The organism is Streptomyces chumphonensis (assembly GCF_014779715.1).
GTDB classification, from domain to species: Bacteria; Actinomycetota; Actinomycetes; order Streptomycetales; family Streptomycetaceae; genus Streptomyces; species Streptomyces chumphonensis.
The window spans coordinates 15,508-28,109 of sequence record NZ_JACXYU010000009.1; the positions used below are offsets into that span (position 1 = coordinate 15,508).

The following is a 12,602-nucleotide window of genomic DNA, read 5'->3' on the forward strand; positions in this document are numbered from 1 at the left end:
CCGGCGGGTTGACGTGGACACGCGGCGTCCCAACTGACCGAAGCTACAAGAAGTTCGCTCGGCGCGCTGCACCGCCCCTGGCCCCCACGTGGCCGAATCCGTACCGCGCTCCCCTCCGCTGACGGCCCGTCCGGGCGACCCGGCCCGCGTTCAACGGCCGTCGCGCCCGGTCCGCTCCCGGCGCAGCCGCTCGCCGAGGTCGTCGAGCACCAGCCCGTCGCGGTGCACCCGTCCCGTGCGGAAGGCGGTGCGGCCCACGATCTGACTCGTCACCGGGACCGTCAGCATCTGGAAGAGCGCCACCAGCACCAGCGGCACGGCGTACCGCCCCGGAAGGTGGAAGGCCGCCCCCACGAGGACGAGCAGGACCCCCAGCGTCTGGGCCTTCGCGGCCGCGTGCAGCCGGCACACGGGGTCGGGGAAGCGCAGCAGCCCCACGGCGGCCAGCACGCAGAACGCGGACCCGGCCAGCAGCAGGACGGCCGAGACGGCGTCGAGGAAGGCGGTCACCGCACCCCCTCCCGCTCCTCGACGAGGTGCGCGGCCGTCACGGAGCCCACGAACCCGAGGACGGCCAGCACCAGCAGGAGCGGCACCCCCGAGCCCTCGCCGCGCCGGGCGGCGTCCACGGCGACACCGGCCAGCAGGAGCGTCACCGTGACGTCCAGGGCGATGATGCGGTTCAGGGCGCCCGGCCCGTGCACGAGGCGCATGAGGGTCAGCAGCCCCGCCACCGAGAGCAGGGCGAGGGCGATGGCGAACACCGGGGTCACGGCGTCTCCTTCCCGTTGTCGGGCCGTGCGGGATCCTCGGGGCGGTCGCCGTCCTCGGGGTGGGGCGCGTCCGCCGGGCCGAGGGCGTGCACGACCTCCCGTTCGGTCGCGCGCAGGTCCTGCCGCCGTCTCCGGGCCGCCGCCGGTCCGGAGACCGGCAGCAGGTGCACGTACAGCAGGCGCCGGTCGCGGTCGATCTCCAGCACGAGGTTTCCCGGCGTCATCGTGGTGAGCACGGCCGTCCCGGTGACCATCAGGTCGCTGTCGGCGGCGAGCGGCACCTCGACGACGGCCGCGCGGGCGCGCGGGCCCAGCCGGACGGCGGCCACGGCGACGTCCACGGCGGAGACCACGAGGTCGGCCAGCAGCCGCAGGACGAGCACCGCCAGCAGCACCGGGCGCAGCGCCGCCCGGTGCGCGACCGGAGGCAGCCGGAAGGCGAAGGTCACGGCGAGGGACACCAGCAGGCCGCCGACGACCACGACGGCGCTCGGTGTGCCCCACAGCAGCACCCACAGCGCCCACAGCCACAGGACGCCCGCCGTCTGGCGCAGGGGGTGCAGCGCCCGCCTCCGGCCGGACGCCGGCCCGCCCCCGCTCATCGCGGCCCTCCGAGCACGGCCTCGCGGTAGACGTCGGCGTGCACCAGCGCGTCGGCCGCCCGTTCGCTGAGGTCGGCCAGCGGCCCCGCGCCGACCGTCACCGTCAGGCCGGCCAGCACCGTGCAGACCGTCGCCGCGACCGTCAGGGCCGAGCCCGACCGCCCGGCCGTCCTCGCCGGGCCCCGCCGGGCCGGGCCGGTGAACGCCGCACGCCACACCCGGACCATGGCGTAGAGGGTGAGCAGGCTCGTCAGCAGGGCGGCGGCGGCGAGCGCGTACGCCCCGGCACCGCCGTGCGCCACGGCGGCCCGCAGCAGCGCGAACTTCGCCACGAAGCCGGACAGCGGCGGGATGCCCGCGAGGCTGAGGGCGGCCACGGCGAACAGCGGGCGCACGCCCGGCGGCACCACCCGGCCCGCGCCGCCCCGCTCCATGCGGGACAGGGACGCGGTGCCCGTCGCCGCCACCACCAGCCCCGCGACGAGGAAGAGGGACGCCTGCACGATGATGTGGTGGACGACGTAGAGGATCGTGCCGGCGAGACCCGCGACGTCGAACAGCGCCAGCCCGAGGAGCATGTACCCCACGTGGCCGACCAGGGTGAAGGACAGCAGCCGGTTGACGTCGTCCTGCGCGACGGCCCCCAGCAGCCCGACGAGCATCGTCGCCACGGCGACGACGGCGGCCGTCCACCACAGGTCCTCGCGCGGGAACAGCAGCGTCTGCACGCGCACCGTCGCGTAGACGCCGACCTTCGTCAGCAGCGCCGCGAACACGGCGGTGATGGGCGCGGGCGCGGTCGGGTAGCTGTCCGGGAGCCAGAAGTGCAGCGGGACGACGGCCGCCTTGATGCCGAACACGACGAACAGCAGCAGGCTCAGGGCCGCCCGCACCCCCTCGGGCAGTCCCTCCGTCCGCCCGGCCAGGTCCGCCAGGTTCACCGTGCCGGTGGCCGCGTACACCAGGGCCACGGCGGTCAGGAAGAGCAGCGAGGAGGTGAGGCTCGTCATCACGTACGTCATGCCGGCCCGCACGCGCGGCCGTCCGGCGTTCAGGGTGATGAGCACGTAGGAGGCGGCCAGCATCAACTCGAAGGCGACGAAGAGGTTGAACAGGTCGCCGGCGAGGAAGGCCAGCCCCAGCCCCGCGACGAGCAGCAGGTAGGACGGATGGAAGGGCATGGCCAGGGTGCTCTCCGGGTCGCCCCGGCCCTGCCCGACGGCGAACAGCAGCACCGCGAGCGCCACCAGCACCGCCACCACCAGCAGCAGCGCCGCCAGCAGGTCGGCGACGAGGACGATGCCCAGCGGCGGCGGCCAGCCGCCCACCTCCATCACCACCGGCCCGTCCCGCTCCACCCGGACCAGCAGCACGACGGCGTCGGCGAGGACGGCCGTCAGGACCGCGACCGTCAGCGCCCGCTGCGCCGTGGCGCGTCCGTGGAGGGCCAGCACCAGGCCCGCCGCCAGGACGGGCAGCAGGACCGGCAGGGCGACGAGCGCCGTCATCGGTCGCCCTCCCCACGCTCGGGGGTGTCCGGCCGCGCCGCCGGGGCCGGTTCCACGTCGGCCCGTTCGGCGGCCGTGCCGATGCGGCGGTCCTCGACGTCGTCCTGCGTCTCGTCGTGCCCGGACAGCAGCCAGGAGCGGTAGGCCAGGGCGAGCAGGAAGGTGGTCACGCCGAACGTGATGACGATGGCCGTGAGCGCCATGGCCTGCGGCAGCGGATCGGCGTACACCCGCGGGTCGGGCGACTCGCCCCCGGCCACGATCGGCGGCGCGGCGGGCGGGCCGCCCACGACGAGCAGCAGCAGGTTCGCACCGTGCCCCAGCAGGATGAACCCCAGCAGGGCGCGCATCAGGGAGCGTTGCAGCAGCAGGTACACCCCGGTGCTGAACAGACCGCCCACGACCAGGGCCATCGTCAGGTCGAGCGTCTTCACCGGCCACCCCTCCCGGACGCCGGACGGGCGGGCACCCGCGCGCCGCCGGACGCGGCGAGGAGTTTGAGCACCACGCCGACGACCAGCAGGTAGACACCGATGTCGAAGAACAGGCTGGTGGTCGCGTGCACCGCGCCCACCAGCGGCACGTGCACCTCCCAGGGCGTGCTCGTCAGCGCCGGTGAGCCGAACGCGAGCGGCAGGGTGCCGGTGACCGTCGCCAGGGTGAGCCCGGCTCCGGCGACGACGGCCGGGTCCACGGGCGCCGCCAGACCGAGGTCGGCGCGTCCGCCCACCAGGAAGCGCAGCACGAAGGCGAGCGCGGCCACCAGCCCGCCCGCGAAGCCGCCCCCGGGCCGGTAGTGGCCGGAGAAGAGGAGGAAGAGGGAGAGCACGACGACGGACGGGAACAGCAGCCGGGCGACGACCTCCATCAGCACCGAGCGTTCCGTGCCGGCGCGGTCCCCGGCCCCGGGCAGCCACCGCTCGTGCGGGGCGTCCCAGGAGACGGCCCGGGTCTCCTCGCCGCGCTGCGGGGCGGCACGCGGGCCGGGTCCCCGCGGACCGGCACCGGCGGCCGAGGCCGGCTCGGCGACGGCGCCGCGCCACACCCGCACCAGGCTCGCGACCCCGATGGACGTCACCAGCAGCACGGAGATCTCCCCGAGCGTGTCCAGGGCGCGGAAGTCGACGATGATCGCGTTGACGACGTTCTCCCCGCCCGTCTCGCCCACCCGCCGCAGGTACTCCACCGACACCCCCTCACCCCGCCGCGCCTGCGAGGCGACGACGGCGAACGCGGCGACGAAGCCGCCCACCGCCAGCGCCACCGCCGCCCGCAGCCGGCGCGCCCTCGGCGCCTGCTCGGCCGGGGTGAAGCGGGTCGGCATCCGCCGCAGCACCAGCACGATGATCACCAGCGTCAGCGACTCGACCAGGAACTGCGTCAGCGCCAGGTCCGGAGCACCGTGCAGGACGAACAGGGCGGCGACCGCGTACCCGACGGCGCCCGTCACCAGCACGGCCGTCAGCCGGCTCCGCATGAGCGTCGCCGCCACGGCCGCCGTCAGCACGACGACCGCCAGAGGCACCTCCAGCGGCGTCCACCACACCGGCACCCCGTCCAGCGGCGGCGCCGCCAGCAGCAGCGCGGCCCCCGGCAGCGCCACGACGGTGACGAGGACGACCGTCAGGTACAGCGGCAGCGAACCGACCTGGGTGCGACGCGTCACCCACACCGCGCCCTGGAAGAGTCCGACCAGCGCGGCCCGGTAGGCCCGTTCGCCGTCCGGCAGTCGCGGCAGCCGGGCGCTCACGGCGGCCAGCCGGTCCCGGGCGGCGTGCACGGCCAGGCCGAGGAGGGTCAGCGCGGACAGGCCCAGCGCCGGGGTGAGGCCGTGCCACAGCGCCGGTTCGTACGGCGTGCCGCCGCCCGAGTGCGGGTACAGGTCGGCGTACGCCGTGGTGAGGGCGGCCGTGGCGGGGTAGGCGAGCCCGGTCGCCAGGCCGAGCCCGGCCAGCGCGGCGGCGGGCGCCACGAACCCGGCGGCCGGGCGCTGCGGGCCGTTCGCCGCCACCCCCGGCTTGCCCGCGAACGCGCCCCACACCGCCCGGGCCGTGTAGGCCACCGTCAGCAGCGAACCGGCCGTGAGCGCGGCCAGCGCCCAGCCGTGCCCGGCGAACGCGTCGTGCAGGAACGCCTCGAAGCCCGCGTCCTCGCCGAGGAACCCGACGAACGGGGGCAGCTTGGCCATGGACGCCGCCGCCAGCAGGGCGACGGTGAGCAGACCGGGCAGGGCCGCCCCGACGCGGGAGAGTTCCCGCAGGTCGCGTGTGCCGCACTGGTGGTCGACGATGCCCACGACCATGAACAGGGCCGACTTGAACAGGGCGTGGGCGAGCAGCGTCAGCACCCCGGCGAGCGCGGCCGTCCGCGTGCCCACGCCCAGCAGCGCGATCAGCAGGCCCAGCTCGCTGATCGTCCCGTAGGCGAGCAGGCGCTTGAGGTCCGTCTCCTTCAGCGCCTGCCAGGCCCCAGCCACCATCGTGAACAGCCCGACGACCAGCACCAGCTCCCGCCACGGCGCCACCTCCGCGAACCCGGGCGCCAGGCGCGCCACCAGGTACACGCCGGCCTTGACCATCGCCGCCGCGTGCAGGTAGGCGCTCACCGGGGTCGGCGCCACCATCGCGGCCGGCAGCCAGTTGTGCAGCGGGTACTGGGCCGACTTGGCGAACGCGCCGACCAGGACGAGCACCAGGGCCGCCGGCACGAGTCCGCCGCGCGGCGGGTCGGCCAGGATCTCCGAGAGCGTGTACGTCCCGGCCGCCTGCCCGAGCATCACGAAGCCCAGCAGCATCACCAGGCCGCCCGCGACCGTCACCAGCAGCGCCTGCTCCGCCGCCCTGCGGTGCTCGGGTCCCCGTCCCCGTCCGGCGATGAGCAGGAACGAGGCGACGCTCGTCAGCTCCCAGAACAGGTAGAGCAGGAACAGGTTGTCCGCCACCACGAGACCGAACATGACGCCCGCGAACGCCAGCAGCAGCCCCGCCTCACGGCCGGTGTCCCGCCGGAAGTAGTACGCGCTGTACGCCAGGACCGCCACCCCGACGCCGCCGACCACCGCGACCATCAGCAGTCCGAGCCCGTCCAGCCGGAACGCCAGCTCCAGGCCGAGCGCCGGCGCCCAGGCCAGACGTTCCGTCACCGCGCCGCCGTCCAGCACGGGACCGGCCTGCGCGAACGCCCAGCCGAGCGCGGCCAGCGGCACCACGGCCGCCACGGCCCACACCGCCCGGCCCAGCCAGCGGGTCAGGACGGGCAGCGCGGCGGCACAACCGAGGTGCAGCACCACCAGCCCCAGCACGCAGCGTCCACTCCCTCCGGCCGGCCGGACGCCCGGCTCGGCACGCGGGCGCTCGCCACGGTGTTCCCACAACCGTCCGCGCGTAACGCACGGAGCGTCAGGAGTTCACGGGAACCGCCCACTCTGGCGGACGGCGCTACGCCGTTTCGCCCACACGCGGGCCGCCGGGCCGGCCGGGCGGCGTCAGGCCCGCGGGTAGCGCTGGAGCCAACCGGGCGCGGCGGCCGGGGTGGCGGGCGTGTGCAGCGCGGAGCCCTGCGTCATCTCCATCGCGAAGTCGTCCGCCAGCTGGAGTATCGTCGCGCGGCCCTCCAGCTCCACGACCCAGTGCGGCGGCAGCGCCGTCTCCCCGTGCAGCGCGCCCAGCAGGTTGCCGCAGACGGAACCCGTCGAGTCCGAGTCGCCGCCGTGGTTGACGGCCAGCAGCAGCCCGTGCCGCACGTCCTCGGCGACCAGGGCGCAGTACACGCCCATCGCCAGCGCCTCCTCCGCGACCCAGCCCTCACCGAGGGACTCCACCCGCTCGGCGTCGGGCATGCCCTGGCGCACCGCGCCCAGCGCCCGCCGGAGCGCGTCCGTCGTCTCGTCGTGCCCCGGGTGGACGGCGAGCTGGGCCAGCGCCTGCTGCACCGCGCCGTCCAGCGAGTCGCCCCGCGTGACCGCGTGCACGATCACGGCGAACGCCCCGGCCGACAGGTACCCCGTGGGGTGCCCGTGGGTCTGCGCCGCGCACTCCACCGCGAGCTGGAACACCAGCTGGGGCTCCCAGCCGACCAGCAGCCCGAAGGGCGCCGACCGCATGACCGTCCCGCACCCCTTCGACTCCGGGTTCTTCGGCCGCTCCAGCGTGCCCATCCGGTCGTCGGCGAGCCCCGACAGACAGGCGTTGCCCGGCGCCCGCCGGGAGTACAGCCACTCCTCGCGGGCCAGCCAGCCGTCCTCGTGCTTGCGCTCGTCCGGCCCCCAGTCGCGCTGCGTCGCCGCCCACCGGCGGTAGGCGGCGTGCACGTCCGTCGGGGGGTGCCAGGCCCCGGTGTCCCGCCGGACGTGCGCCCGGATCAGCCCGTCCACGGTGAACAGGGTCATCTGCGTGTCGTCCGTCACCGCGCCGCGCCGCCCGTAGGCGGGCACGTAGTCCGTGACGCCCTGCGCCCCGTGCCTCTCGCGCACGGCGGCCAGCGAGTCGAACTCGATGCCCGCGCCCAGCGCGTCACCGATCGCACCGCCGAGCAGGCATCCCCGCACCCGGCTCCGGAACGCCTGCTGCTCGGCCCGCCCCCACACGGCCCCACCGGTACCGTCCACCAAGCCCCTCCACACGGTCGCCTTCCCCCTGCACGCGGCACTGTAATCGACGCGTCCGAACGGGCGGCGGTGCCCGGCACACCTCAGGCGTGACCGAGCCGCCGCTCCCACCGAGGCGCCCGGGGCGCGGCGAACGGGTCCGGCACGACGGCTGGACGGTGGTTCCCGCCGGCGCCTCTCACTCCTCCAGGACGGGCAGCAGCGCCGGGAGGCGGCCGTCGGAGGCAGCCGCGGCGGCGACCCGTTCGGCGGGGACCTCCCCGTACGTCGTCGTACGCGGCCGGGACGGGCGGCCCGCCGCCTCCGCGATGGCGACGAGGTCGCGCACCGAGCGGTGGGAGCCGTAGGACGAGCCCGCCATGCGGGAGATGGTCTCCTCCATGAGCGTGCCGCCCAGGTCGTTCGCGCCGGACCGCAGCATCTCGGCGGCACCGTCCGCGCCCAGCTTCACCCAGCTCGTCTGGATGTTGGTGATGTGCGGGTGCAGCAGCAGGCGCGCCATCGCCGTCACCGCCCGGTTGTCCCGCGCCGTCGGGCCGGGCCGGGCGACACCGGCGAGGTAGACGGGCGCGTTGGTGTGGATGAACGGCAGCGTCACGAACTCCGTGAAGCCGCCCGTCTCCTGCTGCACGCGGGACAGCGTGCGGAGGTGGCCCAGCCAGTGCCGGGGCTGGTCGACGTGCCCGTACATCATCGTGGCGGACGAGCGCAGGCCGAGCCGGTGGGCCGTCGTCACGACGTCGATCCAGGTGGCCGCCGGCAGCTTGCCCTTGGTCAGCACCCAGCGCACCTCGTCGTCGAGGATCTCGGCGGCCGTGCCGGGGATCGAGTCCAGGCCCGCCTCCCGGGCGGCGCTCAGCCACTCGCGCACCGACAGGCCGGTGCGCGAGGCGCCGTTGACGATCTCCATGGGGGAGAAGGCGTGCAGGTGCAGCCCCGGCACCCTCTCCTTCACGGCGCGCGCGAGGTCGAAGTACGCCGTGCCGGGCAGATCGGGGTGGATGCCGCCCTGCATGCAGACCTCCACCGCCCCCACGTCCCACGCCTGCTCCGCCCGGTCCGCGACCTGGGAGAGCGAGAGCGTGTAGGCGTCGGCGTCCGTGCGGCGCTGCGCGAACGCGCAGAACCGGCAGCCGGTGTAGCAGACGTTGGTGAAGTTGATGTTCCGGGTGACGACGTAGCTCACCTCGTCCCCGACGACGTCGCGGCGCAGCGCGTCGGCGATGCGGCACAGGGCGTCCAGGGCGGGCCCCTCGGCGTGCAGGAGCGCGAGCGCCTGCTCGTCGTCGAGCCGCGTCGGGTCGTCGGCGGCCTGCCCGAGCGCGGCCCGTACGTCGGTGTCCAGCCGCTGCGGCACCATGCCGGGGGCGGCGGCCTCGCGCAGCGCCGCCCAGTCGCCGTACACCTCGTCGAAGTCCTCGCGCCGGTCGCCCGTGCGGCCGGTGGTGTCGACGGTGTGGTGCAGGTCGGTGCGGCCGGCCGCCGTGAACACCTCGTCGGGCTCCTGCCACGGACGCCCCACGACGGCCGCGTCCGGCCGGGCCAGCCCCGTCCGCGGATCGGCGAGCGCCGTGACGTGGGGGAGCAGCCGCGGGTCCAGCCAGGGCTCCCCGCGCCGGACGAACTCCGGGTAGACGCAGAGCCGTTCCCGCAGGGCGAACCCGGCGGCGGCCGACCGCTCGGCCAGCAGGTCGAGCTGCGGCCAGGGGCGTTCGGGGTTGACGTGGTCGGGCGTGAGAGGCGAGACGCCGCCCCAGTCGTCGATGCCCGCGCCGATGAGCCGCGCGTAGGCGTCGTCGACGAGGTTCGGCGGGGCCTGGAGACAGCCGGAGGGGCCCATGACGTGCCGGGCGACGGCCACCGTCGCGACGAGGTCGTCCAGTTCGGCGTCGGGCGTCCCGCGCATCGCCGTGTCGGGCTTGGCCCGGAAGTTCTGGATGATCAGTTCCTGGAGCCCGTGGTAGGACCGCTGCACGCGGCGCAGCGCGAACAGCGACTCGGCACGCTCCTCCGGCGTCTCCCCGATGCCGATGAGCAGCCCGGAGGTGAACGGGACGCTGGAGCGGCCCGCGTCCTCCAGCACCCGCAGCCGCACCGCCGGCTCCTTGTCCGGTGAGCCGTGGTGCGGGCCGTCCGGCTCGCTCCACAGCCGGGTGGCCGTCGTCTCCAGCATCATCCCCATCGACGGGGCGACGGGCTTGAGGCGCTGGAAGTCCGTCCACGTCAGGACGCCGGGGTTGAGGTGCGGGAGCAGCCCCGTCTCCTCCAGCACGCGGATCGCCATCGCCCGCACGTAGGCGACGGTGTCGTCGTAGCCGTGCGCGTCCAGCCAGGCGCGCGCCTCGGGCCAGCGGTCCTCCGGCTTGTCCCCGAGGGTGATCAGGGCTTCCTTGCAGCCGAGTTCCGCCCCCCGGCGGGCGACGTCCAGCACCTCGTCCGGCGACATGTACATCCCGTGCCCGGCACGCCGCAGCTTCCCGGGCACGGTCGCGAACGTGCAGTAGTGGCAGCGGTCCCGGCACAGCCGCGTCAGCGGGAGGAAGACGCTCTTGGAGTACGTGATGACGCCCGGCCGCCCGGCCGCCTCCAGCCCCGCGTCCCGCACCCGGGCGGCCGAGGCGGCGAGGTCCGCCAGGTCGTCCCCGCGCGCCCGGAGCAGCACGGCCGCCTCGGTGACGTCCAGCGCCACGCCCTCCCGGGCCCGTCTGAGGGCCCTGCGCATCGCGTTGGCCGTGGGCGGGGCGGTGGGTGCGGGAGTGGGCGAGGCGGCGGGCGAGGGGGTGGGGTCCGACGTCATGACCCGAGCGTACGACGCCGCCCCCGCCCCCGTCCGGACCCGTTCCCGCAGGCCCAGGGCGTCGCCATCGGCGGCCCACCCACGCGGCGCCTACAGCACGCGCGTCAGCTTCGCCCCGGCGCCCGGTTCGCTCAGCGGCTCCGCGAGCGCGACCGGCACCTTCACCTGGCCCGGACCGTCGCCGACGGTCAGCACGCCGACCTCCGTCCCGGTGTCGGCCTCGCCCGGCACGCCGTCGGCGCCCTCGGCCAGCTCCAGGCGCACCGTCAGGCCCGGCCAGCCGACGGCCGCCACGTCCTCGGTCGCCACCAGTCGCGTCCGGCCGCCCAGGCCGTCGTCCACGACGCCGACGACGTCGCCCTCGCGCACGACCGTCTCGGCCGTCAGCGCCTTCTGGGCGGAGAGGATCAGGTCCTTGCCCGCCGCCAGGACGCTGTCGATGATCGGCGGCCGGTGCTGCCCCAGCACGGCCCCGATGACGAGCTGCCGCGTGCCGCCGACGTCCGCGTACGCGGCGAACAGCAGGTTGCCGCCCGCCGCCGTGGTCGTGCCCGTCTTGATGCCGACCGTGCCGTACAGCGGCACCAGCCGGTTCCAGTTGGCGTGTTCCTTGCCGTTGCGATCGGTGTACGCCGGCTTGGCCACGACGTCCCGGAAGACCTCCATCTCCATGACGGCGCGGCCCAGCTTCACCTGGTCCTCGGCCGTGCTGACGGTCTCCTTGAGCAGCCCGCTCGGGTCGGTGTACGTGGTGTTCTTCATACCGAGGTCCTGCGCGGCGGCGTTCATCTTCTCCACGAACGCCTTCTCCGAGCCCGCGTCCCAACGGGCCACGAGACGGGCCACGTTGTTCGCGGAAGCGATCATCAGGGCGTTGAGGGCCTCCTCCTGAGTGATCGTCTCGCCCGCTTCGACCCCCACGGTGGACTCGCCCTGCTCGCTGTAGCCCGCCTCCTTCTCGGCCGTGGCGTCGACCGGGATCGAGGCCCCCGCCTCGCCCGCCTCCATCGGATGCTCGGTGAGCAGCACGTACGCCGTCATCGTCTTCGCGACGCTCGCTATCGGAACGGGCTTCTGCTCGCCGTGCGTGCCGAAGGAGCCCAGCCCCTCGACGTCGAGCGCCGCCTGGCCCTCGGTCGGCCACGCGATGCCGGGGCGCTCCCCCTCGAAGGTGTACGCGTCCGTCGCGGTCAGCTCCAGCTCCGGCTCGGGCAGCGGACGCAGGAGCTGGGCCGTCACGAGGACGATCGCCAGGAGCGCGACCAGCGGCGTCCAGATCTTCACCCGGCGCACGAAGGTGCGCAGCGGCGTAGGCGGGGGAGCGGGCCGGTTCGTCAGCTCCGCCAGCAGGTCGACGGCGCGCTGGCCCGGCACCGGCGGCAGCGGCTGCTGCCGCGTCCGCTCCGGCTCGGGCGCTTCGGCGGTCGCCGCGTCGCGCGCGTCGTCGCGCAGCGGGACGTACCGGCTCGCCGTGCCGTCCGCCCCGCCGGCCCCGGGCTCCGCGTCCGGTTCCCGCTCCGGCTTCGCGTCCGGTTCCGGTTCCGGGTCAGCGTCCGGCTCCGCCTTCGCCTGCGGCTTCGCTTCGGGGGCGGGCTCCGGGTCCGCCGCCGGAGCCGGAGCGACCGCGCGGAACGCCGTCGTGGGGGGATCGGCGGCCGGGACGGCCGGTTCGGCGTCGGGCCCGGCGCCGTCGTCCTCGGCGTCCCCGCCCTCCGGCCGTGCGGTCTCGGGCCCGGTGCCCGCCTCCTCGTCGGCGGCGTCCGCCGCGTCCTCGGGGGCCGCCGGGGTGCGGATCACCGCCGTGGGAGGGTCCACCGGGGGCGGCGCGTCGGCCTCGGAGGCTTCCTGGGCCCCGTCGGCCGCCCGCGGCTCCGGCCCGTCCGGCTCCGGCCCGTCCGTGGCCACCGGGGGCTCCGCGGCCGTGGCGGGCTCGGTGGGGTCGGCGGGCTCGGTGGACGCTCCGGCCTGCGGGCCGGTGGGTTCCGCTTCCGCCGGGTCGTCGGCCGCCGGGGTCGCGCCCGCCGCCGGGTCGTCGGCCGGCTCTCCGTCGTCGGCTCCGGTGCCGTCCTCGCCGGACGGCTCCGTCTCGGACCTGCCGAAGGCGCCGCGGGGATCGACGGCGGTCCCCGCACGGCGTCCCGAGGGAACCACCGGGCCGCCCTCCGGCGTCTCCCCCGACGACATCCGCTGCTCCGACCTCTCGGGGGACTCGCCCGCCACCGTGCCTCCTGAATTCCGCTTCCGTACCCGAACCAGTGTCTCGCGGGCAGCCCGGTCATCCCGGCTCCCGAGCCGCTAGACGAGTACGACATACCT

General features: G+C 75.5%; 9 protein-coding genes. All 9 read right to left on the bottom strand.

Features of this window, described 5'->3' with window-relative positions; genetic code table 11:
* Positions 1-150: 150 nt before the first annotated feature.
* The 9 genes from mnhG to IF129_RS17130 all read right to left on the bottom strand — a co-directional run bounded on the left by mnhG (position 151) and on the right by IF129_RS17130 (position 12,506).
* Positions 151-510, bottom strand: coding sequence for a monovalent cation/H(+) antiporter subunit G (gene mnhG, locus IF129_RS17090; protein ID WP_191210563.1), 360 nt, complete (start codon positions 508-510; stop codon positions 151-153).
* Positions 507-773: a monovalent cation/H+ antiporter complex subunit F gene (locus IF129_RS17095; protein WP_191210564.1), complete on the bottom strand. Its 267-nt coding sequence runs from the start codon at positions 771-773 to the stop codon at positions 507-509. The genes mnhG and IF129_RS17095 overlap by 4 nt, the downstream gene beginning before the upstream one ends.
* Positions 770-1,375, bottom strand: a complete 606-nt coding sequence (locus tag IF129_RS17100) for a Na+/H+ antiporter subunit E (protein WP_191210565.1) — start codon at positions 1,373-1,375, stop codon at positions 770-772. The genes IF129_RS17095 and IF129_RS17100 overlap by 4 nt, the downstream gene beginning before the upstream one ends.
* The gene (locus IF129_RS17105; RefSeq protein ID WP_191210566.1) at positions 1,372-2,883 is read right to left on the bottom strand and encodes a Na+/H+ antiporter subunit D; all 1,512 of its coding nucleotides are present in this window, start codon (positions 2,881-2,883) and stop codon (positions 1,372-1,374) included. Before IF129_RS17105 ends, IF129_RS17100 begins: the two co-directional genes overlap by 4 nt.
* A complete protein-coding gene (locus IF129_RS17110; protein ID WP_318153794.1) occupies positions 2,880-3,317 on the bottom strand; it encodes a Na(+)/H(+) antiporter subunit C in 438 nt (145 codons plus the stop codon). Before IF129_RS17110 ends, IF129_RS17105 begins: the two co-directional genes overlap by 4 nt.
* Complete coding sequence (locus tag IF129_RS17115) at positions 3,314-6,184, bottom strand: Na+/H+ antiporter subunit A (RefSeq protein WP_191210567.1); 2,871 nt, start codon at positions 6,182-6,184, stop codon at positions 3,314-3,316. Before IF129_RS17115 ends, IF129_RS17110 begins: the two co-directional genes overlap by 4 nt.
* 183 nt (positions 6,185-6,367) lie before the next feature.
* A complete protein-coding gene (locus IF129_RS17120) occupies positions 6,368-7,489 on the bottom strand; it encodes an ADP-ribosylglycohydrolase family protein (protein ID WP_318153795.1) in 1,122 nt (373 codons plus the stop codon).
* Between the two features lie 178 nt (positions 7,490-7,667).
* Positions 7,668-10,286, bottom strand: a complete 2,619-nt coding sequence (locus tag IF129_RS17125) for a bifunctional FO biosynthesis protein CofGH (protein WP_191210569.1) — start codon at positions 10,284-10,286, stop codon at positions 7,668-7,670.
* 90 nt (positions 10,287-10,376) lie between these two features.
* Positions 10,377-12,506: a D-alanyl-D-alanine carboxypeptidase gene (locus IF129_RS17130; RefSeq protein WP_318153796.1), complete on the bottom strand. Its 2,130-nt coding sequence runs from the start codon at positions 12,504-12,506 to the stop codon at positions 10,377-10,379.
* Positions 12,507-12,602: the final 96 nt, after the last annotated feature.